The following is a 26,707-nucleotide window of genomic DNA, read 5'->3' on the forward strand; positions in this document are numbered from 1 at the left end:
TGAGGCGTGGACCGCCCTGGCGCGCGTGGCGGCGGGATCAGCCCCTTCCCGCGCTCTCGGCGGCCATGGCACGAAGGCCTCGGTATCCGGCGCCGATCCGCTCACCCTGAGCTCCTCGTGATCGAGGGGCGGGGCCGAAGCGGTTTCGATGGCCCCGCGCGGGGCAGCCGCCATGCTCAGGGCTGCGGGAGCCGCCCGGCGGCGAAATCGCGCGCGAGCGCGATGAAGGCCTGGAAGGCGGCGGAGGCGTTGCGCCGGTTGGAATAATAGAGGCACAGCGGCACAAGCGGCGGCGTCCAATCCTCCAGGATGCGCAGGAGCCGTCCCGCCGCGATGTCGTCGCGGATATCGGCTTCCATGAAATAGCCGATCCCCACGCCATTCGTGACCGCGATCCGGGCCAGGGAGGCTTCGTCGAGGGTGATCGGCCCCTCGACATCGAGCTGCAATTCTTCGCCGCCCTTCTCGAAGCGCCATCGGAACAAGGCGCCATTGGGCAGCCGCACGCGGATGCAGGGGTAAGCGAGCAGCTCCTGCGGCAGCCGCGGGACAGCCCGGCCCGCGAAGAAGGCGGGGGATGCGGCCACCGCCATGCGCCGCCCCTGGCCCAGCGGTATGGCGATCGCGTCGCTGGGCACCAGATCCGCGCTGCGCACGCCCAGATCGAAGCCCGCCGCAACGACGTCGACAAGCCGTCCCTCGGTGACGAGGTCGATATGGACCTGCGGATAGCGCTGCAGGTAGCGCAGCACCAGCGGCGCCATGATCTCGCGCGCCGCCGTCGCGAAGGCATTGATGCGCAGGGTGCCGGACGGCGTCTCCTGCTGGGAGCGCGCCGTGTTCATCGCCTTCTGGATGTCCTCGAGCGCCGGCTTGATCTGCGCGACGAAGATCCGCCCCGCATAGGTGAGCGAGACGCTGCGTGTGGTGCGATTGAACAGCCGCACGGCGAGCTCCCGCTCGAGCTTGCCCACCGCATTGCTGATGGCCGTGGTCGACAGGCCGAGATCGAGCGCCGCCGCCCGGAAGGAGCCGCAGCGGACGATGCTGAGAACCGCCTCGAGCTCGATCAGCGAGTGGCGGTTCATTGTCCCGATCTCCGTGACACCCTATGCCGATTTGTCTCGATTATCGGATGAAAAGTCCATCGCTAAACCGGCCTCGTCACCTTCGAGGAGATGGACATGTCCCTGCACCTGCCCAAGCCGATCGCCGATTTTGTCGAGGCCAATGCCCGGCTCGATCTCGACGGCATGCTGAAGCCCTTCCGGCGCGACGCCGTCTTCATCGACAACGGCAAGCCTTTCGAGGGACGGGCGGCGATCCGCCGGCTGTTCGAGGAGGAGGTGCTGCCGGTGAAGGCGATCTTCACGCCCGACACCCTCCGGGAGGAGGGCGGCGATGTCGTCGTCGAAGGCCCCGCCCATGGCGACTTCCCGGGCAGCCCGCTGCGCTTCACCTATCGCTTCACGCTGGTGCAGGGCGCCATCCGGACGCTGGAGGTCACGGTATGAGCATCCGGCCCGATCCCACCGAATTCGCCGGCCAGCGCGTGCTGGTCAGCGGTGGCACCAGGGGCCTGGGCCGCGCCACGGTGGAGCGCTTCCTGGCGGGCGGGGCCCGTGTCGTCACCGCCGCCCGCGCCCCGGTGGCGCCGGTCGCAGGCGTCGAATTCGTGCCGGCGGACCTGACGACGGCCGAGGGCGGCGAGGCGCTGGCCAGGGCGGCGCTCGAACGCCTGGGCGGGATCGACATCCTCGCCCATGTCATCGGCGGCTCCACGACGCCGGGCGGCGGCTTCGCCGCCCTGACGGATGAGCACTGGCTCTCCGAACTGAACCTCAACCTCCTGGCCACGGTCCGCCTCGACCGCCTGCTGGCGCCGCGGATGGCGGGCCAGGGCGGTGGCGCCATCGTGCATGTCACCTCCATCCAGTCGATCCTGCCGCTGCCGGACTCGACCACCGCCTATGCCGCCGCCAAGGCCGCGCTCAGGACCTACAGCAAGGCGCTCTCCAAGGAGCTGGGTCCAAAGGGCGTGCGGGTGAACTCGGTCTCCCCGGGCTGGATCAGGACCGAAGCCTCCGAGCATTTCCTGCAGCGCCTGCAGGCCGCCAATGGCGGGACCATCGAGCAGGCGCGGCAGGCGGTGCTGGACGGTCTCGGCGGGATCCCGATCGGGCGCGCGGCGGAGCCGCAGGAGGTCGCCGACCTGATCGCCTACCTGGCCTCGGCGCGCGCCGGCGCGATCCATGGCGCCGAATTCGTCATCGATGGCGGCACCGTCCGCACCGTCTGAGCCAACCGCCTGGCCGCCACATGCCATCGGCCAGGCAGGAAAGCGGCCCTGAAGGGCGGGGTGTCCGGCGGCCTTCCCGGCCGCCCGGCGGGGCGCCGGCCATAGCGGCTTTGCGGCCCGGGGCGGCCGCCATCCGGCGCGCCCCGGCCCGCTCCGTCAGCCCGCCGGCGGGCGGTACAAGGCGCAGAGCTTGTTGCCGTCCGGGTCGCGCACATAGGCCAGGTGGATCGCGCCCATGGCGCTGTCGCGCGGGCCCGGCGGATCCTCGATCGAGGTGCCGCCCTGCGCGACGGCCGTGTCATGGAAGGCCCGCAGCTGCTCCGGGCTGTCGCATCTGAAGCCGATGGTGCAGCCATTGCCGGGCGTCGCCGGCGCGTCGTCGATCGGCTGGCTGACCGCGAAGCTGCCGCCGGCATGGCGGTAGAACAGGCGCTGATGGCCGCTGGCGGCGGTGTTGCGCACCGGCTCGCCGACGCCGAGCGTGCCGAGCACGGCGTCGTAGAAACGCTTCGATCGCTCGATATCGTTCGAGCCGACCATGACATGGTTGAGCATGGCTTCCTCCCTGGCGCCGCACCGGGGACCTGCCATCAGGATCGAATCGGTGCGGGGCGACGGGGCATGCTATCAGGCGCGGCGGGCGGCGCGGAGGCCTCCCCCCCGCGCGGCGTCAGCGCGGGCGGGCGCGCCTCACTCCCACTCGATCGTCCCCGGCGGCTTCGAGGTGATGTCGTAGGTCACCCGGTTGATGCCGCGCACCTCGTTGACGATGCGCCCCGCCACACGGGTCAGGAACTCCATCGAGAAGGGATAGACATCGGCCGTCATGCCGTCGGTCGAGGTGACGGCGCGCAGCGCGCAGACGCTGTCATAGGTGCGGCCATCGCCCATCACGCCCACCGTCTTCACCGGCAGCAGCACGGCGAAGGCCTGCCAGATGGCATCGTAGAGGCCGGCCGCGCGGATCTCCTCCAGATAGATGGTGTCGGCCTTCTGCAGGATCTGCACCTTCTCGCGCGTCACCTCGCCGGGGATGCGGATGGCCAGGCCCGGCCCCGGGAAGGGGTGGCGGCCGACGATCTCCTCCGGCAGGCCGAGCTCGCGGCCCAGCGCCCGGACCTCGTCCTTGAACAGGTCGCGCAGCGGCTCGACGAGCTTCATGCGCATGTCCTCGGGCAGGCCGCCGACATTGTGGTGCGACTTGATGGTGACCGACGGCCCGCCGGTGGCCGAGACGCTCTCGATCACGTCCGGATACAGCGTGCCCTGGGCCAGGAAATCGGCGCCGCCGATCTTCTCCTGCTCCTCCTCGAACACCTCGATGAACAGGCGGCCGATGGTCTTGCGCTTCAGCTCGGGGTCGGTGACGCCGGCGAGCTGGCCGAGGAACAGCTCGGAGGCGTCGCGATGCACCAGCTTGATGTTGAAGCGGTCGCGGAAGGTGGCGACCACCTGCTCGGTCTCGCCGGCGCGCATCACGCCATGGTCGACATAGATGCAGGTCAGCTGATCGCCGATCGCCTCATGGATCAGCACCGCGGCGACCGAGGAATCGACGCCGCCGGACAGGCCGCAGATCACCTTGCCCTCGCCCACCTGGGCGCGGATGCGGGCGATGGCCTCGGCGCGGAAGGCGGCCATGGTCCAGTCGCCCTGGCAGCCGCAGACGGCATGGGTGAAGTTCTTCAGCAGCGCCGCGCCATGCGGGGTGTGCACCACCTCCGGATGGAACTGGATGCCGTAGAACTTGCGGTCATCATCGGCGACCATGGCATAGGGCGCACCCTCGGAGGTCGCGACGATGCGGAACCCCTCCGGCAGGGCGGCGACGCGGTCGCCATGGCTCATCCAGACCTGCTCGCGCGCGCCGGGGGCCCAGAGCTCCTGGGTCAGCGCGCAGGCCTCGCGCACCTCGACATAGGCGCGGCCATATTCCTGGTGGTCGCTCTTCTCCACGCGCCCGCCGAGCTGCATGCACATGGTCTGCTGGCCGTAGCAGATGCCGAGCACGGGGATGCCCATCTCGAACACCACCTGCGGCGCGCGCGGGCTGCCTTCATCCACCGTGCTGGCCGGGCCGCCGGAGAGGATGATGCCCTTGGGCGCGAAAAGCTGGATGCGGGCGGCATCGGCCGTGAACGGCCAGATCTCGCAATAGACCCCCGACTCCCGCAGGCGCCGCGCGATCAGCTGCGTCACCTGGCTGCCGAAATCGAGGATGAGGATGCGGTCGTGGGAGGAGAGGTCGGTCATGCGGGCTTCCACCACAGCGCGGCCCCCAAGGCAAGGCTTTCGCGCGGGCGCAACGGTTGCAGCGCTGGCATGGCGGCCCTGCCGCGCCGGGCCTTGCCGCGGCCGCTCCCCTTGCGGCCGCCGCCCGGCGCCGCCACCGTCAGGGGAACCGCACAAGGAAGCCCTGCTGCATGACCTGGTCGATCGTCGCCCATGATGCCAAGACCGGCGCCTTCGCCGTTGCCGTCACCACCTGCGCCTTCGCCGTCGGCGCCTCCTGCCCGCATGTGCGGGCCGGAATCGGCGCCGTCTCCACCCAGTCCTTCACCAACCGCTATCTGGGGCCGGCGGTGCTGGACGGCCTGGCGCGCGGCCTGGCGCCGGAGGACGCGATCCAGGGCGCGCTGGCCGGCGACCGCGGCGGCGATCTGCGGCAGGTGCATGCGGTGGACAGCCAGGGCCGCGCCGCGATCTGGACCGGGGAGAGCTGCGTCGCCTGGGCCGGCGGCGAGACCGGCCCGGGCTTCAGCGTCGCCGGCAACATGCTGGCCGGCGCCGCCGTGGTGGCCGAGACGGCGTCCTGCTACCGCTCCGCCGCCTCGCTATCCCTGCCGGAGCGGCTGATGCTGGCGCTCGATGCCGGCCAGGCGGCGGGCGGCGACCGGCGCGGCCGGCAATCGGCGGCGATGAAGCTGGTCACCACCGAGGATTTCCCCGATCTCGACCTGCGGGTGGACGACCACCCGACGCCGCTGGACGAGCTGCGCCGGCTGCTCGGGATCTGGCGGAAGGAGCGCGCGCCATCGCTGCCCTTCGCGCCGCGCAAGGCCGATCCCTCCGGGCTGATCGACAAGGCGATGATCGAGGCGGGCTGGCGCGCCCGCGGCCTCGACCTCGCCTTCCCGAAGCGGCGCTAGGCCTCAGCGGCCGGGCGGGCCGCCGCGGTCGCGGTCGGGGCCGCCCCGGCCCGGGCCTCCACCGGGACCGCCACCGGGACCCCGGCCATGCTCCCGGTCCGGCCCACGGCGCGGGCCGCCCTGATGGCCCGGCGGGCCGCCACGATGGCCCTCCCAGCCATGCCGCGCCGGGCCCGGCCGGTCCGGGCCGCGCCAATGGCCCGGAGGGCCGCCGCGCCCATGCTCCGGCCCGCGGCGCCAATGCCCCGGGGGCGGGCCCGGGCGGTGGCCCGGCGGCGGGCCGCGCCAATGCCCCGGCGGCGGGGCGAAGCGCGGCGGCGCATAGGCATAGGAGGGCGGCCTGCCGCCCCAGCCATGCGACCAGCGGTCGCGGTCGCGATACCAGGGCCGGTCGCGGTAATGCGAATCCCAGTAATTGCCGAGGGTGAAGGCGATGATCGGCAGGCCGATGGCGGCCGCCACCCCGGCCAGCGGCAGGCCGCCGCCGCCCTCGGGCACCGGCACGCCCTGCGGGATCGCGCCCTGGGGCACCGCCTGGGCCGGGGCCTGCAGATAGGCGCCGGAGAGCCAACCGCGCTGCTGCTCGATGACGACGTCGCACCAGCCATAGCCTTCCAGGCAGCCCTGCACATCGACCTCGGTGCCCGGGGCCAGCACGGCGACCACCGGGTATTCGGTGCCCGGCCCGGCGCGCATGTTCAGGCTGGTGGTGACCAGCGCCGGCGCGGCGCCGGCCGGCCCGGCCAGCATCGGCAGGGCAAACAGCGCGGCGCTGGCCGCCAGGACGAATCGTTTCATGCGCGGGACCTCCAGCGGGCAAACGGCCATGGCGCAGCCCGGTTGCCCGGACTGTCGCGGAACCGTCATGCCGCGCCGGGCGGGCAGGATCAGGGCAGACGCGCCGCATCGCCGCCATGAAGTGGCGGCGGCTGGCGCGCGGGCGATCCGGTTCGGAAGCAGGCGGGGGGGGGAAAAGCCTGGCCGGGGATGCTGCGCGGAAACCGCGCCCTGGCCCCGAGACCCGGTCGGCGGGAAGGCCCGCCCGGGTGGTCCCGCGCCCGGAGGGGGCGGGGCATGGCCTGGCCGAAAGCGGCGCCCGCCGGGCCTGAAGCCCGGCCGGCACGGCGAGACAGCGCTTATTTGGGCGCCAGCACCATGATCATCTGGCGGTTCTCCAGGCGGGGCATCTGCTCCACCTTGGCCAGCTCGGCGAGTTCGGTGCGGATGCGCTCCAGCACCTTCACGCCCAGATCCTGGTGCGCCATCTCACGACCGCGGAAGCGCAGGGTGACCTTCACCTTGTCGCCTTCCTCGATGAAGGACTTGGCCGCGCGCATCTTGACCTCGTAGTCATGGTCATCAATGTTCGGGCGAACCTTGATTTCCTTGATCTCGACGATCTTCTGCTTCTTGCGGGCCTCGTTGGCCTTCTTCTGCTGCTCGTACTTGTACTTGCCGTAGTCGAGGATCTTGCAGACCGGCGGCACGGCGTTGGGGCTGATCTCCAGGAGATCCATGCCCACCTCATAGGCGCGCAGCAAAGCCTCGCGCGCGCTCATCACGCCGATCATCTCGCCGTCCTGGTCGATCAGGCGCACCTGCGGGACGCGGATCTCCTCATTCACCCGCGGTCCGTCGCGGGGCGGCAATTGGTTCGGAATAGGGCCTCGGGCCAGAGTCGGCTCCTGTCGCTGTTGGAACGAAATCAGACTGTTTTATGGTGCAGGGGTCAGTCCGCTGCAACCTCTGCGTTGGCCATGGCGGGTGCCGCGGCCGACGACGCCTTGAGATCGGGTGGCGTGGCCTCCGCCGCAAGGGTGGCCACCGCCTCGGCCAGGCTCATCTCCACCTGCTCGCGGCCCGGCAGGCGGCGCAGCACCACCTTGCCCTGCTCCGCCTCGCGCCTTCCGATCACCGCCAGCACCGGCACGCGCTGCTCGATATGGTCGACCACCTTGCGGTTGATCTTCTCGTTGCGCAGGTCCAGCTCGACCGAGAGCCCGGCCTTGCGGAAGGCCGCCGCCGCCTCGCGGGCGAAGGGCGCGGCCTCGTCCACGATGGTGGCGATGGCGACCTGCACCGGGGCCAGCCAGAGCGGGAAGCGCCCGGCATGCTCCTCGATCAGGATGCCGAGGAAGCGCTCGAAGCTGCCCAGGATGGCGCGGTGCAGCATGACGGGGCGGTGGCGGTTGCCATCCTCGCCGACATATTCCGCGTCCAGCCGCTCGGGCAGCACGAAATCGACCTGCAGCGTGCCGCATTGCCAGTCGCGGCCGATCGCGTCGCGCAGGACGAATTCCAGCTTCGGGCCGTAGAAGGCGCCCTCCCCCGGGTTCAGCTCATATTCCACGCCGGCGATGCGGCAGGCTTCCTTCAGCGCGCCTTCCGACCGGTCCCAGGTCTCGTCCGAGCCGGCGCGCTTCTCCGGCCGGTCGGAGAACTTCACCCGGAAATCGGTGAAACCGAGATCGCGATAGACGGCCGAGAGCAGCGCCACGAACTCCACCGTCTCGGCGGCGATCTGGTCCTCGGCGCAGAAGATATGCGCGTCATCCTGCACGAAGCTGCGCACGCGCATGATGCCGTGCAGCGCGCCGGAGGGCTCGTAGCGGTGGCAGGCGCCAAACTCGGCCATGCGCAGCGGCAGTTCGCGATAGCTGCGCAGCCCGTGATTGAAGATCTGGACGTGGCAGGGGCAGTTCATCGGCTTCAGCGCCAGGACGCGGTCCTTCTCGGACTCATCGTCGATGGTCGCGATGAACATGTTTTCCCGGTACTTGTCCCAGTGGCCGGAGGCTTCCCACAGCTTGCGGTCCACCAGCTGGGGCGTGCGCACCTCCTGGTAGCCGCCCGCTTCCTGGCGCCGCCGCATATAGTCCTGCAGCGTGGTGTAGAGGCGCCAGCCCTTGGGGTGCCAGAAGATCGAGCCGACCGCCTCCTCCTGGAGGTGGAACAGCCCCATCTCCTTGCCGATCTTGCGGTGGTCGCGGCGCTCCGCCTCCTCCAGCTGGTGGAGATAGGCGTCGAGCTCCTTCTGGTCGCGCCAGGCGGTCGCGTAGATGCGGCTCAGCATGGCGTTGCGGTGATCGCCCCGCCAATAGGCGCCGGCCACCTTCATCAGCTTGAAGGCCGAGCCGATATCGCCCGTGCTGCGCATATGCGGGCCGCGGCAGAGATCCAGCCACTCGCCCTGGCGGTAGATGCTGATCGGCACATCGACCGGCAGGTCGCGGATCAGCTCCGCCTTGTAGCGCTCCCCCTTCGCCTCAAAGAAAGCAATGGCCTGCTCGCGCGGCCAGACCTCCCGCTGGAAGGCGGCGTTGCGCGCGATGATCTCGCGCATCTTCGCCTCGATCTTCGGGAAGTCTTCCGGGGTGAAGGGCTCGTTGCGGGCGAAATCGTAATAGAAGCCGTTCTCGATGGCCGGGCCGATCGTCACCTGGGTGCCGGGGAACAGCTCCTGCACGGCTTCCGCCAGCACATGGGCGGCGTCGTGGCGGATCAGCTCCAGCGCCTCGGGGTCCTTCCGCGTGATGAAGCGGATCGCGGCATCGCCCTCGATCACATGCGACAGGTCGCGCAGCTGGCCATCCACCTGCATGGCGATGGCCGCCTTGGCCAGGCCCGGGCCGATGGCGGCGGCCACGGTGGTGCCCGTCACCGCCTCGTCAAAGACGCGGACGGATTGGTCGGGCAGCGTGATCGCAGGCATCGGACAGGTGTTCCCAATGGGTTCCAGGGCGGCGGACCATGAGCGCCCAGGGCAGATGCGTCAACGCCTAAAGGGCCGCGCCTGGCCCATGGGTGGGGTGTGGCGCGGGAGAAGGGCGCGGCCCTGCCCGGCGGTGAACGGACAGGGCCGCGCCCATGACCCTGGCGGGCCGGCCGGGCCGGGACGGGAGGGAAGCCCGGGCGGCCGTCAGGGAATCACGGGCGGGCGGCTCAGTGCCGCGCCTCCTCCGCCTCGTCATAGGTCAGCTTCACCAAGAACAGGGCGAAGCCGACGCCGAAGGCGAAGAGGCAGAGGGAAAACAGGGTCAGCGGCCCGTCCTGCGACAGCCCAGCCTGCAGCAGGCCGAGCAGGGCGATGAGGCCGGAGAAGACCAGGAAGAAGATGCGGGTGGGGCTCATGGCGTGCCTCGGGGCGTGTCGTGGGGCGGGTGCGGGGCGGGCCCGCGGACAGGATCATCGTCGAACAGGATGCGGGCGGCGGCGCCGTCCAGATCGTCATATTGCCGGCTGCGCAGCGTCCAGAGGAACAGCAGCAGCGCCATGACGCCCAGGAACAGCGCCATCGGCACCAGCAGCAGCAGCGCGTTCATGGCTTCACCTTCCCCGCCCGCAGCGCATTGAGGATGACGATGATGGAGGAGGAGGCCATCACCAGCGCCGCGATCAGCGGCGTGGCGTAACCCAGCACGGCGCAGGGCACCGCGACTATGTTGTAGATCAAGCTGAAGGCGATATTGCCGCGCGCCAGGCGCTGCGCCCGCCGGGCCACGCGGATGGCATAGGGCAGCGCCGCCAGCCCCTCCCCCCGCAGCACGAAATCGGCCGCCGTCTGCGCCAGGTCGGTCGCCCCCTGGGGGGTGGCCGAGACATGCGCGAGCGCCAGCGCCGCGGCGTCGTTCAGGCCATCCCCCACCATCAGCGGCCGCCGCCCGGCGACCGAGAGGGCGGCGATGCGCTCCGCCTTGTCCTGGGGCGTGGCGCGGGCCTGCCAGGGGCCGATGCCGGCCTCCTGCGCCGCCGCCTCCACCGCCGGGGCGGCATCGCCCGAGAGCAGCTCCGCCTCCAGCCCCAGCGCTGCCAGCGCCGCGACCGAGGGCGCCGCATCCGGCCGCAGCCGGTCGGCGAAGCGGAAGGACACCGGCGAGCGGCCGGGGCGGGCCAGCCACAGGGTCAGCCCCTCATCCTCCTGCGCCAGCCCGATGAAGGGCGCGCTGCCGAGGCGGATCTCGCCCCCCGGCACGGAGAGCGCCAGGCCCTGGCCGGGGATCTCGCGCACCCCCTCGGGCGCGGCCGGCGCGTCGGGGCAGGCGGCGACGAGGGCGCGGGAGAGCGGGTGGCGCGAGGCGCGGGCGATGGCGGCGGCCTCGCGCAGGGCCGAGGCCGGGCGGCCCGGCTCCTCCAGCAGCACGGGGCGGCCCTCGGTCAGCGTGCCGGTCTTGTCGAAGACCACCGAGCCGGCGCTGGCCAGCCGCTCCAGCCCGGTGGCGGAGGCCACCAGCACGCCGCGCCGGAACAGCGCGCCGCTGGCCGCCACCTGCACCGCCGGCACGGCGATGGCGAGGCCGCAGGGGCAGGTGATGATCAGCGCGGCGACCGCCGGCACCAGCGCCGCCTGCCAGGAGACACCCATCCACAGCCACCAGCCGAGGAAGGTACCCAGCGCCACCGCATGGGCGATCGGCACATAGAAGCGCGCCGCCTTGTCGGCGATCGAGACGAAGCGGCCGCGCGCCTGCTCCGCCCGCTCCAGCAGCCGCGCCATGGCGGCGAGCGAGCCATCGGCGGCGGCGGCACTGACGCGCAGCGCGAAGGCATCGCCCAGATTGACCATGCCGGCGGCCAGCGCCTCGCCGCGGCGGAAGCGGCGCGGCAGGCTTTCGCCGGTGGTGGCGGCGGTGTCGAGCAGCGCCTCCGCCGCCTCCACCACGCCATCCAGCCGCAGCCGCTCGCCGCTGGCCACCAGCATCCGGTCGCCGGCGCGCAGGCTGGCGGCGGGGCAATGGGTGGTGCTGCCATCCGGCTCCAGCCGCTGCACCGTGCCATCCTGCAGCGCCAGCAGCTCGGCCACCGCCTGGCGGGCGCGGCGGCGCGCCGCGCGGTCCAGCACCCGGCCGGCCAGCAGCAGCGCCAGCAGCGCGGTCGCGCCATCGAACCAGGTATAGGGGCCGTTGCGCAGCGTCTCCGACACCGACATCAGCGTGCTGGCGATGATGCCGAGCGAGACGGCGAGATCCATGTTGGGCCGCCCGGCGCGCAGCCCGTTCCAGGCCGAGCGGTAGAAGGGCATGCCCGCCACCAGCACCACCGGCAGGCCGATCAGCGCCGCCAGCCAGTGCATCAGGTGGCGCGTCTGCTCGCCCATGTCGCCGCCGGCCCAGACCGCGACCGAGACCAGCATGACATTCATCATGCCGAAGGCGGCGATGCCGAGGGCGCGGACCAAGGCGCGGCCTTCCGCATCCTCGGTGGCGCGCAGGCAGGCGGGGGACCAGGGGGCGGCGCGGAAGCCGAGCCGCGCCAGCAGCGCGACCAGATCATTGGCGCGCGCGGCCGCGCCGCGCCAGGTGATGGAGAGCCGCCGGGCGGAGAGGCTGGCGCGCGCCCGCAGCACGTCCGGCTCGGCCGCCAGCGCCTGCTCCACCAGCCAGATGCAGGCGCCGCAGGACAGCCCCGCCAGCATTAGCTCCAGCGTCTGGGTGCCACCCTTGCCGGGGGCGGCGAGCACCGCGAAATCGCTCTCCGGCACCGCCTCGGGCGGGCGCAGCGTGCCTGAGGCGGTCTCCTGCCGGCGGTAGAAGGCATCGAGGCCGAGGCCGGAGACCAGCGCATGCGCCCCCTCGCAGCCGGTGCAGCAGAAGCGGCCGGCGCCATCCGGCAGCGCGGCGCCGCAATGGGCGCAGGCGCCGCGGCTGGCCTCCTCCTGGCGCGGCGCGAGGGGGGCGATCTGGTTCACCGCACCACGATCCTCTCACGGATGTCGAATTCGCGCCCCCCCGGGCCGGTCAGCACCAGCCGCGCCTCCCACTGCCCGGCGCGCGGCAGGTCGAGGGCGGCGCGGTAGCGGCCCGGCCCCTCGGCCTCCAGGGTGAGCGGCACGGCGCCGCCTTCCAGCGGGCGCTCGAGATCGCCGCGCAGGAGGCCGGGGACGGGGCGGCCCTCGCGGTCGTCGATGGCGATGCGCAGCGCATGGCCCTCGACGCGCAGCCTGGCCTGCCAGCCCAGCGCCTCCTGCCGCGCGCTCTCGGCCAGCACGTCATTGTAGGCGAGGCCGCGATCATAGGCATGGCCGGTGGTGACGCCGGTGAAGGTGGAGAGCGCCTGCCAGATCAGCACGCCATTGACGGCGATGACGACGCCCATGGCGAGCACGAAGATCCAGGGGATCCAGCGGCCACGGCGCGGATCGAAACCGGCCCCGGCGGAGATGGTGTTCGGCTTCATGACGATCGCTCCCTCATTTCGGCGCCAGGAAGACGCTGCGCTCGTCCAGCACGGTGCGGCCGGCGGCATCGAGCAGGCGGAAGCGCAGCGGGGTGCTCTCCGCCAGCCGCAGCCCGGCCGGCGCGGTGACGAGGGCGCGCCAGCTGGTGATGCCGTCGCGGTGCAGCGCCAGCACCGGGCGGCCCTGCGGGTCGGTCTCGGCCTCCTGCACCAGCAGGCGGAAGCCCTGCGGCGCGTCCAGCACCAGCGCCAGCGCCGCCTCGGGCCGGGTGCGGTTGCCGAGCTTCAGCGTGTAGGCGTTGCGGATGCCGCCATCGGAGAGGCGGACATAAAGCGGCGCGCGGTCGCGCAGCACGGCGAGCGTCGCCGTCTCGCGCAGCAGGAAGGCGCCCAGCATGACCAGCGCCACGGCGGCCAGCACCCCGGCATAGAGCCAGGAGCGCGGGCGGGAGAAGCGCACCGGCTGGCGCGCCTTCATGCCGCAGACATGCCGCACCGGGCCCGGCGCGACGCCGGCCGTGGCGGCGGTGCTGGCGGCGAGATTGGCCAGGGTCTCGAAGGCGACCAGCCCGGTCGGGCGGTGCAGCTTCGTCATCACGTCGTCGCAGGCATCGATGCAGAGGCCGCAGCCGATGCATTCCAGCTGCTGGCCGTCGCGGATGTCGATGCCGGTCGGGCAGACATGCACGCAGGCGCGGCAATCGACGCAATCGCCGACGCCTTCCGCCTTGGCCTTGCCGCGCGGCTCGCCGCGCCAGGCGCGGTAGGAGACGACGAGCGAGTTCTCGTCCAGCATCGCCGCCTGGAAGCGCGGCCAGGGGCACATATAGGTGCAGACCTGCTCGCGCGCCCAGCCGGCCAGCAGATAGGTGGTGCCGGTGAAGATGCCGAAGAAGACATAGGTCTCGAGGCTGGAGCGGCCGGTGAACAGCTCGCGCAGCAGGGTCGGCGCGTCCTGGAAATACATGATCCAGGCGCCGCCGGTCGCCGCCGCGATGGCCAGCCAGGCGGCGTGCTTGGCCGCCTTGCGCGCCAGCTTGCCGCGGCCCCAGGGCTGCGCGTCGAGCCGGATGCGGGCGTTGCGGTCACCCTCGATGCGGCGCTCGATCCACATGAACAGATCGGTCCAGACCGTCTGCGGGCAGGCGAAGCCGCACCAGACGCGGCCGAACAGGCTGGTCACCGCGAACAGGCCGATCGCCGCCAGCACCAGAAGCCCGGTGAGGAAATAGATCTCCTGCGGCCAGATCTCGATCCAGAACAGGAAGATGCGGGCATTGGTGATGTCGACCAGCACCGCCTGCCCCGGCATCCCCGGGCCACGATCCCAGCGCAGCCAGGGGACCAGGTAGTAGAGGGTGAGGCAGAGAGCCAGGATCGCCCATTTGGCGCGGCGCACCCGCCCCTGCACCGCCTTCGGATAGACCTTCTGGCGGCTGGCATAGAGCGAACCCGCTTCCGTCCCGGCCGGCTGCACGCCCCTGGGATCGATCCGGCTCATCCGTTCTTACTCCGCCTCGCCGCCGCCGAGCGAATGGACATAGACGGTGAGCATGTTGATCACCGCCGGGTCCAGGCGCTCGCCCCAGGCGGGCATCACGCCGGCGCGGGCATAGGAAATGCTCTGCACGATGGCGGCCTTGTCGCCGCCATAGAGCCAGACCTGGTCGGCGAGATTCGGCGCGCCGAACTCCCGGTTGCCCTGGCCGCGATCGCCATGGCAGCTGGCGCAGTTCTCGGCGAAGAGCGCGGCGCCGCGCTCGGCCGCGGCCGGGCTGGTGGCGCGGCCGGAGAGCGAGAGCACATGCTCGGCCACATCATTGACCTGCGCCGGCTTCAGCAGCCCGTCGGCCAGGAAGCGCGGCATCATCGAACTGCGCGACGCGTCCGATTCCGTGTTGCGGATGCCGTGCTGGATGGTCAGGCGGATCTCGTCCAGCTTGCCGCCCCAGATCCAGTCATCATCGGCCAGGCTCGGGAAGCCGCCCGGCGCGCCCTGCCCGCCCGCGCCATGGCAGCCGGCGCAGTTGTTGGCGAAGGCGACACGGCCGCCGGCGAGGGCGAAGCCGCGCATCTCGGGGTCGGCCATGATCTGCCGCGGCGTCGCCTGGCGCAGCCCGGCCAGCATCGGGCCCTGCTGGCGCGCATGCTCGGCCATCTCCGCCTCGATCGCGCCGCGCGCGGTCCAGCCGGTGACGCCGGTGGCGCCGCGGATCGGCAGCGCCGGGTAGAGCACCACCCAGACCGCCGCGAAGGCGATGGTCGCGTAGAACACGTAGAGCCACCATCTCGGCAGCGGCGTGTTCAGCTCCTTGATGCCGTCCCATTCATGGCCGGTGGTGTCGCGGCCGCTGACGGCATCCTTCTCGATCTTGGTCGGCATCGTCAGATGCTCCGTTCCGGCTGCCGCGGACGCGGCGCCTCGTCACGCAGGGGGATCGACGCCATCGCCTGGTAGCTCTGGCGCTTGCCCGGCCGCAGCACCCAGAACAGGATGAAGCCGAACAGCACGAAGAACCACACGACCCAGGCGGTCTTCAGCATCGGGTAGAGGGAGATCAGGTCCATCGCCCGGCCCTCACTGCTGCCGCACGCGGTCGGGCGTGACGTCGCTGAACTTCACCAGCGTGCCCAGCATCTGCAGATAGGCGACCAGCGCGTCCATCTCCGTCACCTCGCGCGCATTGCCGTCGAAGGCCCCCTGGCGGGCGCGGGCATAGCGCGTGGCGAAGCCGCCATTGTCCATCTCGGGCTTCGCCTGGGTCTCCAGGTCGAGCCGCGCATTGGCGATCATCTCCTCCGTGTAGGGCACGCCGACGGCGCGCAGCCCGCGCAGATGGTATTCGATGTCGCGATAGTCGAGCGGCCGGTCGAGGAAGGCATAGGGCGGCATCACGCTCTCCGGCACCACGGCGCGCGGATCGCGCAGATGCGCCGCGTGCCAATCATCGGAATAGCGGCCGCCGACGCGCGCCAGGTCGGGGCCCGTGCGCTTGCTGCCCCACTGAAACGGGTGGTCATACATGCTCTCGGCGGCGAGGCTGTAATGGCCGTAGCGCTCCAGCTCGTCGCGGAAGGGGCGCACCATCTGGCTGTGGCAGGTGTAGCAGCCCTCGCGCACATAGATGTTGCGGCCCATCACCTCGAGCGGGGTGTAGGGGCGCACGCCCTCCACCCGCTCGATCGTGGTCTCGACGGCGAAGAGCGGCACGATCTGCACGAGGCCGCCGATGGAGACCGTGATGAGGGTGAGCACCCCCATCAGGATCAGGTTCTTCTCGATCAGCGCGTGGCTGAAGCGGCGGAACATTTTTTTCAGTTCCTTATTCGGCGGGGGCGGGATGGGCGCGCAGGATGGCGACCTTCGGCGCCGTCTCGCCGCGCACCGTGCGCCAGAGGTTGTAGGCCATCAGCAGGGCGCCGGTGAGGTAGAGCACACCGCCCAGCATGCGGATGACGTAGTAGGGATGCATCGCCGCCACCGTCTCCACGAAGGAGTATTGGAGGAAGCCGAGCTCGTCATAGGAGCGCCACATCAGCCCCTGCATGATGCCCGACACCCACATGGCGGTGATGTAGAGAACGATGCCGAGCGTCGCGATCCAGAAATGCCATTCGGCCAGCTTCTTCGAGTACAGCTCGGTCTTCCCCCAGAGCCGCGGCACCAGCCAGTACAGCGCGCCAAAGGTGATGAAGCCGTTCCAGCCCAGCGCGCCGGAATGGACGTGGCCGATGGTCCAGTCGGTGTAGTGCGAGAGCGCGTTGACCGCCTTCACCGACATCACCGGCCCCTCGAAGGTGGCCATGGCGTAGAAGCCGACGGCGGCGACCGAGAAGCGCAGGCCCGGATCGGTGCGCAGCTTGTCCCAGGCGCCGGAGAGCGTCATCAGCCCGTTGATCATGCCGCCCCAGGAGGGCATCCACAGCATGACCGAGAACACCATGCCGAGCGTCTGCGCCCAGTCAGGCAGCGCGGTGTAGTGCAGGTGGTGCGGGCCGGCCCAGATGTAGAGGAAGATCAGCGACCAGAAATGGACGATCGACAGCCGGTAGGAATAGACCGGCCGGTCCGCCTGCTTCGGGATGAAGTAGTACATGATGCCGAGGAAGCCGGCGGTCAGGAAGAAGCCCACCGCGTTGTGGCCGTACCACCACTGGATCATCGCATCCTGCACGCCGGAGGCGGCGATGTAGGACTTGGCGTGGCCGAGCGACAGCGGCAGCGCGATGTTGTTGCCGATATGCAGCATGGCAACCGTGATGATGAAGGCGAGGAAGAACCAGTTCGCCACATAGATGTGGGGTTCCTCGCGCTTGATGATGGTGCCGCCGAAGGCGACCAGATAGGCCACCCACACCACCGTCAGCCACAGATCGACATACCATTCGGGCTCGGCATATTCCTTGCCCTGCGTCACGCCGAGCACATAGCCGAGCGCCGCCATGACGATGAAGAACTGGTAGCCGGCGAACAGGAACCAGCCCATCTCCTTGCCGCCGAACAGCCGGGCGCGGCAGGTGCGCTGCACGACATAGAGGCTGGTGCAGAGCAGCGCGTTGCCGCCGAAGGCGAAGATCACCGCGCTGGTGTGCACCGGCCGCAGCCGGCCGAAAGTGGTCCATTCCAGGTCGAGATTGAGCAGCGGGAAGGCCAGCTGCGCCGCCACCACCACGCCGACCAGGAAGCCGACGATGCCCCAGAACATGGTGGCGACGGCCATCGCGCGGATCGGCCCGTCCACATAGCTATCCTGCCGCAAACTGCCGATCTCGGCGGCGAGGCGCGCGGCGTGGCCTCCTTCTGGCATCGCTGAACTCTCCGTCTGCCGGGGAAACCGCCCCGCTGCGGGCGCCTCCGGTCGGACTCCGGGCGCGCGATCGGGTCCAGGGAAGCGGAAGCCCCCCGGACTGTCCTTGATGCGCGTCAAGTTTCCGCCGGCCCCGCCGCGCTATGCTCGGCGCGACACAGGCAGCAACAACGGCCCTTTCGGGGAGGCCCCGCCCATGACCACGCCGCCCATCCACAGCCCGGACGCGGCGCTGCACGCCACCGCGCCGCAGGCCGGCCTGCCGGCGCCGCGCAGCGTGGCGCATGACCGGCCCTGGGCCTGGCTCGCCGCCGGCTGGAACGATCTCTGGGCGGCGCCGGGGCTCGGCCTGTCCTATGGCGCGGCGCTGGCGGTCGCCGGCTGGGCGCTGGCGCTGCTGTCGCAGCAGGTCGGCACGCTCTGGGCCATCCTGCCCGCCACCGCCGGCTTCTTCCTGGTGGCGCCGCTGCTGGCCACCGGGCTGTACGAGGCGTCGCGCCGGCGCGAGCTCGGCCTCGATTGCGGCTGGGGCCAGGCGCTGGCCGCCTTCCGCCGCAACGCCTCGCAGCTCGCCCTGCTGGGCGGCGCGCTGCTGCTGATCCACCTGTTCTGGGTGCGGCTCGCGGGGCTGCTCTTCGCGCTCTGCTTCGGCCCCGGCTTCGCGCCGCCGCTGGAGGCGCTGCCGCTGGCCCTGCTGCGGGAGGAGCGGCTGCTGCCCTTCCTGATCGCCGGCACCGCCACCGGCTTCCTGCTGGCGGCGCTGACCTTCGGCATCGGCGCGCTGTCGATCCCGATGCTGCTGGAGCGCGACATCTCGGCGGTGGAGGCGATCATCGCCTCCTGGCAGGGGGTGATGGAGAATTGGCGGCCGATGGCGCTCTGGGCCGGGCTGATCGTGCTGTTCACCGGGCTGGCGCTGGTGCCGCTCTTCCTCGGCCTCGCCGTGGCGCTGCCGCTGATCGGCCACGCCACCTGGCACGCCTATCGCGACATCTACCCGGACCGGCCGGACATCCCGGGCGTCACAGCCGCAGGGTCATGAAGCGCAGGTCGAGCCAGCGGTCGAATTTCCGCCCGACCTCGCGCAGCAGCCCCGCCTCCTCGAACCCCGCCCTGGCGTGCAGGGCGATGGAGGCGGTGTTGCCGGCCTCGATGCCGGCGACCATGACATGCAGCCCGGCCGCCCGGGCCCGCTCGATCAGCGCCGCCAGCAAAGCGCGGCCCAGCCCCTGCCCCTGCGCCGCCGGGTCGACATAGACCGAATGCTCGACGGTGGCGGCGAAGCCGGCGAAGGGGCGGAAATCGCCATAGCTGGCGAAGCCCAGCACCTGGTCGCCCCGTACCGCCACCAGCACCGGCAGGCCGCGCCCCTGGCGCTGCGCCAGCCAGTCCCGCCTGGCCGCCAGATTCGTCTCCTCGGTGTGCCAGACCGCCAGGCTCTCGCGGATCGCCTGGTTGAAGATGGCCAGGATGCCGGGCAAATCGGCCTCGCGGGCGTCGCGGATCTCGGGGGCAATGGTCTCGGTCATGCTGGCGGCTCACGCTGCGGGTCGGGCGGGGAAAGGGCTCCCCGGGGGACATGCTTCCACTATGATGGACATAGGTCAAACCTGCTGACCGGTTGACCGGACCCCGGGCGCGGCTCAGTTTCGCGCCCCTTGCGGGCCAGCGGAGAGAGACGATGCGGCAGGACATCCTCGACGAGATCAGGGCATTCGAGCCGGAGCTGAAGGAGATCCGCCAGGATATCCACCGCCATCCGGAGACCCGCTTCGAGGAGCACCGCACCGCGGCGCTCGTCGCCGGCAAGCTGCGCGACTGGGGCATCGAGGTCACCGAGGGCATCGGCGGGACCGGTGTCGTTGGCACCCTGAAAGGAAGCCGCCCCGGCCAGCGCGCCATCGGGCTGCGCGCCGACATGGATGCGCTGTTCATCCAGGAGGAGACCGGCCTCGCCCATGCCTCCACCGTGCCCGGCAAGATGCATGCCTGCGGCCATGACGGCCACACCGCCATGCTGCTGGGCGCCGCGAAGTACCTGGCGGCGAAGCCGGATTTCGCCGGCACCGTGCAGTTCATCTTCCAGCCGGCCGAGGAAGCCGGGACCGGCGCCGCGGCGATGATCCGCGACCAGCTGTTCCAGCGCTTCCCCGTCGATTCCGTCTACGGCATGCACAATTCGCCGGGCCTGCCGGTCGGCACCTTCGCCACCCGCCCCGGCCCGGTGCTGGCGGGGGCCGATTTCTGGGGCGTCGAGTTCCACGGCACCGGCGGCCATGGCGGCGGCGCGCCGCATCTGGCGACCGACGCCACCGTGGCGCTCGGCCAGTTCCTGCTGGCCATCCACACCATCCTGCCGCGCAACCTGCACCCGACCGCCAGCGCCGCCCTCTCGGTCGGCCATGTCGCGGGCGGCAGCTTCGGCTCGCCCAACGTCATGCCGGCCAAGGTGGTGGTGCGCGGCACCGCCCGCTATTTCGAGAAGGGCGACCAGGCGATCATCCGCCGTCGCCTGCAGGAGCTGGCCGAGACGCTCGCCGCCGCCAATGGCTGCACCGCGACGCTGGCCTATGACGAGCTCTGCCCGCCCACGGTGAACGCCGCCGAGAAGGTGCCGGCGGCACTCGCCGCCGCCCGCGCCCTGGTCGGCGCCGAGAAGGTGGGCGAGGTCAAGCTCTCCACCGGCGGCGAGGATTTCGCCTTCATGCTGCAGGAGAAGCCGGGCGTGTTCATGCGCATCGGCAATGGCGTGAACCCGGATGGCAGCTTCCACAACGTCCACACGCCGCAATACGATTTCAACGACGAGATCCTGGGCCTCGGCGCCGCCTATTGGGTGAGCCTGGTGCAGGAGGAGCTGGGCTGGCCCGCCGATGGCCAGACCGAGGAGAACCGGGCATGAGCCGCCGCCACACCCCCACCCCCTTCCGCGCCAACCCCTTCCGTGCGGGCCTGCTGGGCGCGGCGCTCGCTGCCCTGCTGCCGCTCGCGGCGCAGCCGGCGGCGGCCCAATCGCTCAGCATGGGCATCTCGGCGCCGCCCGCCAGCATCGACCCGCATTACTACACGCTGACGCCCAGCATCATGCTGTCGCACCATTTCTTCGACACGCTGGTGAAGCGCGACGAGAATGCGCGGCTGATCCCGGGCCTGGCCGAGAGCTGGCGCCCGGTGGACGAGACCACCTGGGAATTCCGCCTGCGCGAGGGTGTCGCCTTCCACAATGGCGCGCCGCTGACCGCCGAGGATGTCGCCTACAGCCTGCGGCGCGTGCCGACGGTGCAGAGCCCCTCCAGCTTCGCCGTCTACACCCGCGCCATCACCGGCGTGGAGGTGGTCGATGCCCGCACCATCCGGCTGAAGACCGCCGCCCCCTACCCGCTGCTGCCGAGCGATGTCGCGGCCATCTTCATCCTGCCGCGCGGCCTCGGCGAGAATGTCGCCTCGGCCAGCTTCAACAGCGCGCAGACGACGATCGGCACCGGCCCCTTCCGCTTCGTCAGCTACGCGCCGAATGACCGCGTGGTGATGGAGCGCAATGACGGCTACTGGGGCAACAAGCCCGAATGGCAGCGCGTCGACTACCGCATCATCACCAATTCCGGCTCGCGCGTTGCCGCCCTGCTCTCCGGCGATGTCGCGATGATCGACAACGTGCCCACGCAGGACCTCAACCGCATCCGCAGCGACAACCGCGTCACCATCGCGGAAGGCACCAGCCTGCGGCTGATCTTCCTCGGCCTCGACGTGTTCCGCGATGCCGGCACGCCCGACATCACCGGCCCGAATGGCGAGCGGCTGGACAAGAACCCGCTGCAGGACCGCCGCGTGCGCGAGGCGCTGTCCATCGCCATCAACCGCGAGGCCATCGCCAGCCGCATCATGGAAGGCGCCTCGGTCCCGGCCGGGCAGTTCATGCCAGAAGGCGCCTTCGGCTACGACCCGTCCATCCCCGTGCCGCGCTTCGAGGCCGAGCGCGCCCGGCGCCTGCTGGCCGAGGCCGGCTATCCGAACGGCTTCACCGTGACGCTGCGCGGCCCGAATGACCGCTACGTCAACGACGCGCAGATCATCCAGGTGGTGGCGCAGATGTGGACCCGCATCGGCGTCAAGACCAGTGTCGACGCGCAGCCGCTCGCCACGCTGATCGGCCGGCTGAACCGCAACGAGGCCTCGGCCTATCTGCTGGGCTGGAGCAACTCGACCGGCGAGCCCTCGACCTCGCTGCGCGCCATTCTCGGCACCCGCACGCCGGAAAGCGGGCTCGGCCTGTCCAATTACGGCCGCTACTCCAACCCGCGCATGGACCAGATCACCGCCGCCGGCCTTGCCAACCTGAACGAGTCCGAGCGTGAGAAGGCCATGCAGGAGGCCATGCGCCTGGCCATGCAGGATGTGGCGGTGATCCCGCTGCACACCCAGAAGAGCGTCTGGGGCCTGCGCCGCGGCCTGACCTACACCGCCCGCGTCGACGAGATGACGCTGGCCACCGAAGTCCGCACCGCCCGTTGATTTTTGCCAGGCTGCCGCCGTCCGGCGGTGACGGGGTCGATCACGGCCCCGCCCTGCCAGGGTGGGGCGGTTCCGGCAGGTGGGTGACAGGGTGATATCGCGACGGGGCCTTCGGGCCCCGTTGTCGTTTTCGGGCGGCGGGCAAAAAGCCGCTTGCCTGGAACGGTCCGGATTCGGCACGACAGGAGACCGAATGAGACACGGGCCCATGAGACCCGTGCCGCCGGGAGGAGAAACATCATGAATGTCCTGCACCGCCGCGCCCTGCTCGGCGCCGCCGCCGCTGCCCTGCCGCTGGCCGCCGCGCCGCTGCGGGCCCAGACCGCCGCCCCCGCACCGGCCCCTGCACCGGCCGCCGGCGCCGGCAATGCCGCCGCTTGGCCCTCCCGCCCCGTGCGCATCATCGTGCCCTTCGTGCCCGCCGGCACCACCGACATCGCCGCGCGCATCCTGGCCGGCCGGCTGCAGCAGCGCCTGGGCCAGCCCTTCCCGGTGGAGAACCGCGCCGGCGCCGGCGGCAATGTCGGCTCCGACGTCGTCGCCAAGGCCGAGCCCGATGGCTACACCTTCCTGATGCAGACGGTCTCCTCGGGCGCCATCAACTACGCGCTCTATGCCGGGCAGATCCCCTACAGGCCCGAGGATCTGGCCAATGTCGGCCTGCTGATCCGCGTGCCCAACGTCATCTTCGTCACCAACAGCCTGCCGGTGCGGACGCTGGCCGAGCTGGTGGCGCTGGCCAAGCAGCGGCCGGGCCAGCTGAATATCGGCTCCTCCGGCGCCGGCACCTCGCTGCACATGACCGGCGAGCTGCTGAAGCTCGAGGCCGGCATCCAGCTCACCCACATCCCCTTCCGCGGCGCCGGGCCGATGCTGGCCGAGATCATGGCCGGCCGGGTCGAGGTCGGCGTCGACAACCTGCCCTCCGCCATCGGCCATATCCGCGACGGCAGGCTGCGGGCGCTGGCGGTGACCACCGCCACCCGCAGCGCCGCCCTGCCGGATGTGCCCACCACCGCCGAGGCCGGCTTCCCCGGCGTCGAGGCCACCGGCTGGGCTGGTTCGGCCTGCAGGCCCCGGCCCGCACCCCGCGCCCGATCGTCGAGAAGCTGGGCGCCGAGATCAACGCCATCGTCGGCGAGGAGGAGACCTGGGCCCGGCTCGCCGATCTCGGCGGCATGAAGCCCGATCTGATCCCGGGCGGCGGCACCAGCCCGGCCGCCTATGAGGCCTTCGTCGCCGCCGAGGTGCAGAAATGGGCCGAGGTGGTGCGCCGCTCCGGCGCCAAGGTGGAATAGGGCGCAGGCCCCCGGCCGGCGGGCAACCGCCGGTCGGAAACCCCGCGCCGCCTTCCACCGCAACGCGCAAGCCCCTGGGATTGCGAAGAAAACGTCACGCGCCCGGCGCTTGCCCCGGGCCGGCCGGGCGTCTATCCGATACTGGAAACGTTCTCGAAGGATAGCGCAATGACGCTCACCCGCCGCCTCGTGCTGGCCGGCGCCGGCCTGCTCGCCACCCCGGCCCTGCTGCGCAGCCAGGCCCAGGCCCAGGCCCAGGCCAACTACCCGAACCGCCCCGTGCGCATGGTCGTGCCCTTCCCGGGCGGCGGCGCCACCGATGTGACCGCCCGCGTCATCAGCGAGCGGCTGAGCCAGATGCTCGGCCAGCCGGTGGTGGTGGACAACCGGCCCGGCGCCGGCGGCATCCTGGGCTGCGACATGGTGGCCAAGGCCGAGCCCGATGGCCACACCCTGCTGATGTGCACCATCGGCACCGCCAGCATCAACCAGTACCTCTATTCCAAGATGCCCTATGACCCGAAGGAGCTGGCGCCGGTCGCGCTGGTCAATTCGCTGGCCAATGTCATCACCGTGCCGACCAACAGCCCGATCCGCGATTTCCGCCAGCTGCTGCAGATGGCGAAGGGCCAGGAGCTGATGTATGGCACGCCGGGCAATGGCACCTCGGGCCATATGTGCGGCGAGCTGCTGAAGTTCCGCACCGAGACCAAGCTGACCCATATCCCCTATCGCGGCAGCGCCACCGTCATTCCCGACCTGCTGGCCGGGCGCATCGACCTGGCCGTCGACAATCTGCCGCCCTACCTGCCGCATATCCAGGAAGGCCGGCTGCGCGCGCTGGCCGTGACCAGCCGCAACCGCTGGTTCGCCCTGCCCGAGGTGCCGACGGTCGCCGAGATGGGCGTCGCCGATTTCGAGGCGGAGGCCTGGTTCGGCGTGCAGGCGCATGCCCGCACCCCCAAGGCGATCACCGACCGCGTCAGCAAGCTGGTGCTGGACATCACCGGCGAGCCCGCCGCCACCGCCCGGCTGCGCGATGTCGGCTCCGAGCCGCGGCCGCTCGACGCCGCCGCCTTCGGCGCCTTCATCGAGCGCGAGAACACCAAATGGCGCGAAGTGGTGCGCGTCTCCGGCGCCCGCCTCGACTGAGGCTGCGCCGCACCGCGCCGGCACGGCAAGGGCGGGGCCAGCGCGGCCCCGCCTTTTTTGGGCCTTCAGGGCGCCGGCGGCAGCCAGTCGCGCGGCACCTGGCGGAAGGGCAGGCCGCGCAGGTCGAGCGCCGCCGGCCCCGGCGCGTCGCATTCCACCAGCGCCACGCAGAGCGGCGCGAAGGCGGCGCGGAAATGGTTCTTGCCCTTCACCGCCAGCAGGCGCTGCGCTGACGGATCAATGCCATGCAGCGCGAAGAAGGCAGGATCGATCGCCGCCTCCTTCCGGCTGGCGATGATGATGCCGAGCGCGCCCACCCGCAGCAGCGCGGTCGGGCCGAGATCGACCGGCGCGCCGCGCTCCATCGGGCCGGTATTGGTGAAGCGCCCCTCGGTCAGCCGCTCCACCACGGCGCGGGCGGCGACGGGCGGGCCGAAATCCGGCGTCACCCGGCCGCCGAGGTCGCACTCCAGCACCGCCCCCTGCCCGGCCGCCGCGGCGCGCGCCACCAGCGCCGCATCGTGCAGGAAGGCGAAGACGGCCGGCACCTCCAGCTTTGCGGCCAGCAGCGCGCGCAGCAGCCCCGGCGTGTCGCAGAGGCCGCCCGAGAGCGGATTGTCCGCCGGGTCCAGCAGCGCGACCGTGCCGGGCGGCGCGGCCAGCGCCTGGGCCAGCGCGTCCTGCGGCCCCGGCAGGGCAAGGTCGAAGCGGGCGCGCCGCGCGGCGATGGCATCCGCCAGGCGGTCGGCCGCGGCCGCCGCCGCCGCGCGGCTGGTGGCATAGACCAGCGCCCCCGGCCCGGCCCCCGGCGTGTCGCCCCAGGCAAAGCCGCCGATCGGCGAGGCGTCGAGGATCTCCGCCGCCGCCTCCTCCCGCCGCGCCAGCTCCCAGATCTCCGCCATCGGCCCGGCCTCGTGCCGCATATGGAAGCTGTGCAGCACCATGGGACGCTTGGCCATCACGCCATGGGCGCGCGGCGCGCCCCCGATACGCCGCTCCAGCTGCGCCAGGGCCCGCCGCGCCGCCGCATCCATGTCGATATGCGGATAGGTGCGGTAGATGCTGGCGCCATCCAGCAGCCCCGCCACCTCGGGCAGCAGATTGGCATGCGGGTCGAAGCTGGCGACCACGGGCAGATCGGGGCCGAGCAGGCCGCGCAGCGCGCGCAGGAAGGCCAGCTCCGGCTGCGCCTCGCCCTCCACCAGGCAGGCGCCGTGCAGGGAGAGATAGACCCCGTCCCAGGGCCCGCCCTGGCGCAGCCCCTCCAGCACCTCGTCCCGCCAGGCGGCGAAGAGATCGGCGCGCAAGGGCGGCCCGGGCTGGGCGCTGGCGCAGCGCAGCACCACCGCCTGCCAGCCCGGCCGCGCCGCCAGGAATTCTGCCAGTGCCCCCAGCTCGGTGGCGGTGCCGCGATAGGCCTCCAGCGCCGCCGCGCCGCGGGCCCATTCGCGGCTGCGGAAGGGTTCCTCCCCGGTCAGGCCGGGGGCGAAGCTGTTCGCCTCATACCAGAGCCGGGCGATGGCGATGCGCGGCATGGCCCCTCAGCCGGCGCCGAGCAGCCGGGCGAGCGCCGGGCTGACGCCGCTGACCTTGCGCCCCTGCGGCGGCGCCAGGCTGCCGGCGCTGGGGCGCGGCAAAGCGAGGCCCACCATCGCCTCGGCCAGCTTCACCGCGCAGGCGATGCCGTCCAGCAGCGGCACCGGGGCCGAAAGCCGCGCCGCCATGCCGGCCAGCGCCGCGCCGCCCAGGATGACGCTGTCCGCCCCCTGCGCCACCAGCCGGGCGATGCTCTCCTCCAGCATCGCCTCGACCCGCGCGGGATCGGCCACCGCCTCCTGCGGCGTGGCGGGCAGGCCCTCCAGCGCCGCCAGCCGGGTGGACAGCCCGTGCCGCGCCACCAGCTCGCGATAGGTCTCGGTGCCGCCCAGCGTCACCAGGCCGAAGCGCGCTCCCGCCATGCAGGCGACCAGGCAGGCGGCCTCGGTCATGCCGATCACCGGGCAGGGCATGATCTGCCGCGCCGCCTCCAGCGCCGTGTCGTGGCTGACCGCCAGCACCACCGCATCCACCTGCCCCGCCCGCTCGGCCAGCAGCTCCAGCAGCGCATGGCCGGCGACGATGTTCTCCGCCCGTGTCGAGATGGCGGCGGCGCCGAAGCGCGGCGTCGCCGGGATGATCTCGCTGCCGGGGCCGGCCGCCGCCCGCGCCGCCTCGGCGCAGCGGGCGGTGATCGCCTCGGTGGTGTTGGCGTTGGCGACCAGGATGCGCATGCGGGCTTGGCTCCGTCAGGGGCGGGGGGCGGCGGTCAGTCCTGCA

At 71.6% G+C, this 26,707-nt stretch carries 26 protein-coding genes; 8 read left to right on the forward strand and 18 right to left on the reverse strand.

The annotated features are described in order from the left end of the window. Window positions 1-176: 176 nt before the first annotated feature. Complete coding sequence (locus QE401_RS14110) at window positions 177-1,088, reverse strand: LysR family transcriptional regulator (RefSeq protein WP_307138815.1); 912 nt, start codon at window positions 1,086-1,088, stop codon at window positions 177-179. Between the two features lie 96 nt (window positions 1,089-1,184). Between QE401_RS14110 and QE401_RS14115 the strand changes: the two genes are divergently transcribed. Both QE401_RS14115 and QE401_RS14120 read left to right on the forward strand, forming a co-directional pair. Then, the gene (locus tag QE401_RS14115; protein ID WP_307138816.1) at window positions 1,185-1,514 is read left to right on the forward strand and encodes a YybH family protein; all 330 of its coding nucleotides are present in this window, start codon (window positions 1,185-1,187) and stop codon (window positions 1,512-1,514) included. Next, entirely contained in the window at window positions 1,511-2,299 is a 789-nt protein-coding gene (locus QE401_RS14120; protein WP_307138817.1) for an SDR family oxidoreductase, read from the forward strand. The genes QE401_RS14115 and QE401_RS14120 overlap by 4 nt, the downstream gene beginning before the upstream one ends. Window positions 2,300-2,455: 156 nt before the next feature. On the opposite strand, the gene QE401_RS14125 is transcribed toward QE401_RS14120, so the two are convergent. Together QE401_RS14125 and guaA are read right to left on the reverse strand one after the other, a co-directional pair. Further along, window positions 2,456-2,854: a VOC family protein gene (locus tag QE401_RS14125; protein WP_307138818.1), complete on the reverse strand. Its 399-nt coding sequence runs from the start codon at window positions 2,852-2,854 to the stop codon at window positions 2,456-2,458. Window positions 2,855-2,989: 135 nt separating this feature from the next. Continuing rightward, window positions 2,990-4,552 carry a glutamine-hydrolyzing GMP synthase gene (gene guaA, locus QE401_RS14130; protein WP_307138819.1) on the reverse strand — a complete coding sequence of 521 codons (1,563 nt, stop codon included), beginning with the start codon at window positions 4,550-4,552 and terminating at the stop codon, window positions 2,990-2,992. Window positions 4,553-4,722: 170 nt separating this feature from the next. Between guaA and QE401_RS14135 the strand changes: the two genes are divergently transcribed. Continuing rightward, window positions 4,723-5,448: a DUF1028 domain-containing protein gene (locus QE401_RS14135; RefSeq protein ID WP_307138820.1), complete on the forward strand. Its 726-nt coding sequence runs from the start codon at window positions 4,723-4,725 to the stop codon at window positions 5,446-5,448. A gap of 3 nt (window positions 5,449-5,451) precedes the next feature. On the opposite strand, the gene QE401_RS14140 is transcribed toward QE401_RS14135, so the two are convergent. From QE401_RS14140 to ccoN, 12 genes are all read right to left on the reverse strand, one after another. After that, window positions 5,452-6,246, reverse strand: coding sequence for an SH3 domain-containing protein (locus QE401_RS14140; protein WP_307138821.1), 795 nt, complete (start codon window positions 6,244-6,246; stop codon window positions 5,452-5,454). A gap of 338 nt (window positions 6,247-6,584) precedes the next feature. Next, the gene (gene infC / locus QE401_RS14145) at window positions 6,585-7,097 is read right to left on the reverse strand and encodes a translation initiation factor IF-3 (RefSeq protein WP_305123150.1); all 513 of its coding nucleotides are present in this window, start codon (window positions 7,095-7,097) and stop codon (window positions 6,585-6,587) included. Between the two features lie 80 nt (window positions 7,098-7,177). After that, a complete protein-coding gene (gene thrS / locus QE401_RS14150; protein WP_307138822.1) occupies window positions 7,178-9,160 on the reverse strand; it encodes a threonine--tRNA ligase in 1,983 nt (660 codons plus the stop codon). A gap of 230 nt (window positions 9,161-9,390) precedes the next feature. Continuing rightward, window positions 9,391-9,579 carry a hypothetical protein gene (locus QE401_RS14155; RefSeq protein WP_307138823.1) on the reverse strand — a complete coding sequence of 63 codons (189 nt, stop codon included), beginning with the start codon at window positions 9,577-9,579 and terminating at the stop codon, window positions 9,391-9,393. After that, window positions 9,576-9,770: a cbb3-type cytochrome oxidase assembly protein CcoS gene (gene ccoS / locus QE401_RS14160; RefSeq protein WP_307138824.1), complete on the reverse strand. Its 195-nt coding sequence runs from the start codon at window positions 9,768-9,770 to the stop codon at window positions 9,576-9,578. The genes QE401_RS14155 and ccoS overlap by 4 nt, the downstream gene beginning before the upstream one ends. Beyond that, a complete protein-coding gene (locus QE401_RS14165) occupies window positions 9,767-12,133 on the reverse strand; it encodes a heavy metal translocating P-type ATPase (RefSeq protein WP_307138825.1) in 2,367 nt (788 codons plus the stop codon). Before QE401_RS14165 ends, ccoS begins: the two co-directional genes overlap by 4 nt. Then, window positions 12,130-12,621 (reverse strand): FixH family protein, encoded by a 492-nt coding sequence (locus QE401_RS14170; RefSeq protein WP_307138826.1) that lies wholly within the window; start codon window positions 12,619-12,621, stop codon window positions 12,130-12,132. Before QE401_RS14170 ends, QE401_RS14165 begins: the two co-directional genes overlap by 4 nt. A gap of 13 nt (window positions 12,622-12,634) precedes the next feature. Next, window positions 12,635-14,122: a cytochrome c oxidase accessory protein CcoG gene (gene ccoG / locus QE401_RS14175; RefSeq protein WP_307138827.1), complete on the reverse strand. Its 1,488-nt coding sequence runs from the start codon at window positions 14,120-14,122 to the stop codon at window positions 12,635-12,637. Window positions 14,123-14,128: 6 nt separating this feature from the next. After that, on the reverse strand, window positions 14,129-15,004 hold the full coding sequence (gene ccoP / locus QE401_RS14180; RefSeq protein WP_307138828.1) for a cytochrome-c oxidase, cbb3-type subunit III: 876 nt from the start codon (window positions 15,002-15,004) through the stop codon (window positions 14,129-14,131). A 2-nt stretch (window positions 15,005-15,006) separates the two neighbouring features. After that, a complete protein-coding gene (locus tag QE401_RS14185; RefSeq protein ID WP_307138829.1) occupies window positions 15,007-15,189 on the reverse strand; it encodes a cbb3-type cytochrome oxidase subunit 3 in 183 nt (60 codons plus the stop codon). Between the two features lie 10 nt (window positions 15,190-15,199). Continuing rightward, the gene (gene ccoO / locus QE401_RS14190) at window positions 15,200-15,931 is read right to left on the reverse strand and encodes a cytochrome-c oxidase, cbb3-type subunit II (protein ID WP_307138830.1); all 732 of its coding nucleotides are present in this window, start codon (window positions 15,929-15,931) and stop codon (window positions 15,200-15,202) included. A gap of 13 nt (window positions 15,932-15,944) precedes the next feature. Further along, window positions 15,945-17,429, reverse strand: coding sequence for a cytochrome-c oxidase, cbb3-type subunit I (ccoN, locus tag QE401_RS14195; protein ID WP_307138831.1), 1,485 nt, complete (start codon window positions 17,427-17,429; stop codon window positions 15,945-15,947). A 196-nt stretch (window positions 17,430-17,625) separates the two neighbouring features. Here ccoN and QE401_RS14200 point away from each other — a divergent pair, with 196 nt between their 5' ends. Beyond that, window positions 17,626-18,471, forward strand: coding sequence for a DUF2189 domain-containing protein (locus QE401_RS14200; RefSeq protein ID WP_307138832.1), 846 nt, complete (start codon window positions 17,626-17,628; stop codon window positions 18,469-18,471). On the opposite strand, the gene QE401_RS14205 is transcribed toward QE401_RS14200, so the two are convergent. Continuing rightward, complete coding sequence (locus tag QE401_RS14205) at window positions 18,452-18,958, reverse strand: GNAT family N-acetyltransferase (RefSeq protein WP_307138833.1); 507 nt, start codon at window positions 18,956-18,958, stop codon at window positions 18,452-18,454. The two genes, QE401_RS14200 and QE401_RS14205, sit on opposite strands and share 20 nt — an antisense overlap. 152 nt (window positions 18,959-19,110) lie before the next feature. Between QE401_RS14205 and QE401_RS14210 the strand changes: the two genes are divergently transcribed. The 4 genes from QE401_RS14210 (at window position 19,111) to QE401_RS14225 (ending at window position 24,391) form a co-directional block, all read left to right on the forward strand. After that, a complete protein-coding gene (locus QE401_RS14210; protein ID WP_307138834.1) occupies window positions 19,111-20,331 on the forward strand; it encodes an amidohydrolase in 1,221 nt (406 codons plus the stop codon). Continuing rightward, entirely contained in the window at window positions 20,328-21,941 is a 1,614-nt protein-coding gene (locus tag QE401_RS14215) for an ABC transporter substrate-binding protein (protein WP_307138835.1), read from the forward strand. The genes QE401_RS14210 and QE401_RS14215 overlap by 4 nt, the downstream gene beginning before the upstream one ends. 240 nt (window positions 21,942-22,181) lie before the next feature. After that, window positions 22,182-23,123 (forward strand): Bug family tripartite tricarboxylate transporter substrate binding protein, encoded by a 942-nt coding sequence (locus QE401_RS14220; protein ID WP_307138836.1) that lies wholly within the window; start codon window positions 22,182-22,184, stop codon window positions 23,121-23,123. A gap of 284 nt (window positions 23,124-23,407) precedes the next feature. Next, on the forward strand, window positions 23,408-24,391 hold the full coding sequence (locus QE401_RS14225; RefSeq protein WP_307138837.1) for a Bug family tripartite tricarboxylate transporter substrate binding protein: 984 nt from the start codon (window positions 23,408-23,410) through the stop codon (window positions 24,389-24,391). A 65-nt stretch (window positions 24,392-24,456) separates the two neighbouring features. On the opposite strand, the gene QE401_RS14230 is transcribed toward QE401_RS14225, so the two are convergent. After that, window positions 24,457-25,926 carry a M81 family metallopeptidase gene (locus QE401_RS14230; protein ID WP_307138838.1) on the reverse strand — a complete coding sequence of 490 codons (1,470 nt, stop codon included), beginning with the start codon at window positions 25,924-25,926 and terminating at the stop codon, window positions 24,457-24,459. A gap of 6 nt (window positions 25,927-25,932) precedes the next feature. Next, window positions 25,933-26,661: an aspartate/glutamate racemase family protein gene (locus QE401_RS14235; protein ID WP_307138839.1), complete on the reverse strand. Its 729-nt coding sequence runs from the start codon at window positions 26,659-26,661 to the stop codon at window positions 25,933-25,935. Between the last annotated feature and the right edge of the window lie 46 nt (window positions 26,662-26,707).

It is taken from the genome of Pseudoroseomonas cervicalis, from assembly GCF_030818485.1.
Classification (GTDB): domain Bacteria; phylum Pseudomonadota; class Alphaproteobacteria; order Acetobacterales; family Acetobacteraceae; genus Pseudoroseomonas; species Pseudoroseomonas cervicalis_A.

Bases quoted from the DNA above. Each gene is read 5' to 3' on its own strand.
- QE401_RS14110 (WP_307138815.1), bottom strand. From the start codon at position 1,088: ATGAACCGCCACTCGCTGATCGAGCTCGAGGCGGTTCTCAGCATCGTC.
- ccoP (WP_307138828.1), bottom strand. From the start codon at position 15,004: ATGCCGACCAAGATCGAGAAGGATGCCGTCAGCGGCCGCGACACCACC.
- QE401_RS14225 (WP_307138837.1), top strand. From the start codon at position 23,408: ATGACGCTCACCCGCCGCCTCGTGCTGGCCGGCGCCGGCCTGCTCGCC.
- ccoS (WP_307138824.1), bottom strand. From the start codon at position 9,770: ATGAACGCGCTGCTGCTGCTGGTGCCGATGGCGCTGTTCCTGGGCGTC.
- ccoO (WP_307138830.1), bottom strand. From the start codon at position 15,931: ATGTTCCGCCGCTTCAGCCACGCGCTGATCGAGAAGAACCTGATCCTG.
- QE401_RS14230 (WP_307138838.1), bottom strand. From the start codon at position 25,926: ATGCCGCGCATCGCCATCGCCCGGCTCTGGTATGAGGCGAACAGCTTC.
- ccoG (WP_307138827.1), bottom strand. From the start codon at position 14,122: ATGAGCCGGATCGATCCCAGGGGCGTGCAGCCGGCCGGGACGGAAGCG.
- QE401_RS14210 (WP_307138834.1), top strand. From the start codon at position 19,111: ATGCGGCAGGACATCCTCGACGAGATCAGGGCATTCGAGCCGGAGCTG.
- QE401_RS14115 (WP_307138816.1), top strand. From the start codon at position 1,185: ATGTCCCTGCACCTGCCCAAGCCGATCGCCGATTTTGTCGAGGCCAAT.
- QE401_RS14120 (WP_307138817.1), top strand. From the start codon at position 1,511: ATGAGCATCCGGCCCGATCCCACCGAATTCGCCGGCCAGCGCGTGCTG.
- thrS (WP_307138822.1), bottom strand. From the start codon at position 9,160: ATGCCTGCGATCACGCTGCCCGACCAATCCGTCCGCGTCTTTGACGAG.
- ccoN (WP_307138831.1), bottom strand. From the start codon at position 17,429: ATGCCAGAAGGAGGCCACGCCGCGCGCCTCGCCGCCGAGATCGGCAGT.
- QE401_RS14155 (WP_307138823.1), bottom strand. From the start codon at position 9,579: ATGAGCCCCACCCGCATCTTCTTCCTGGTCTTCTCCGGCCTCATCGCC.
- QE401_RS14140 (WP_307138821.1), bottom strand. From the start codon at position 6,246: ATGAAACGATTCGTCCTGGCGGCCAGCGCCGCGCTGTTTGCCCTGCCG.
- QE401_RS14125 (WP_307138818.1), bottom strand. From the start codon at position 2,854: ATGCTCAACCATGTCATGGTCGGCTCGAACGATATCGAGCGATCGAAG.
- QE401_RS14200 (WP_307138832.1), top strand. From the start codon at position 17,626: ATGACCACGCCGCCCATCCACAGCCCGGACGCGGCGCTGCACGCCACC.
- QE401_RS14205 (WP_307138833.1), bottom strand. From the start codon at position 18,958: ATGACCGAGACCATTGCCCCCGAGATCCGCGACGCCCGCGAGGCCGAT.
- guaA (WP_307138819.1), bottom strand. From the start codon at position 4,552: ATGACCGACCTCTCCTCCCACGACCGCATCCTCATCCTCGATTTCGGC.
- QE401_RS14135 (WP_307138820.1), top strand. From the start codon at position 4,723: ATGACCTGGTCGATCGTCGCCCATGATGCCAAGACCGGCGCCTTCGCC.
- QE401_RS14235 (WP_307138839.1), bottom strand. From the start codon at position 26,661: ATGCGCATCCTGGTCGCCAACGCCAACACCACCGAGGCGATCACCGCC.
- QE401_RS14220 (WP_307138836.1), top strand. From the start codon at position 22,182: ATGAATGTCCTGCACCGCCGCGCCCTGCTCGGCGCCGCCGCCGCTGCC.
- QE401_RS14215 (WP_307138835.1), top strand. From the start codon at position 20,328: ATGAGCCGCCGCCACACCCCCACCCCCTTCCGCGCCAACCCCTTCCGT.
- QE401_RS14170 (WP_307138826.1), bottom strand. From the start codon at position 12,621: ATGAAGCCGAACACCATCTCCGCCGGGGCCGGTTTCGATCCGCGCCGT.
- QE401_RS14185 (WP_307138829.1), bottom strand. From the start codon at position 15,189: ATGGACCTGATCTCCCTCTACCCGATGCTGAAGACCGCCTGGGTCGTG.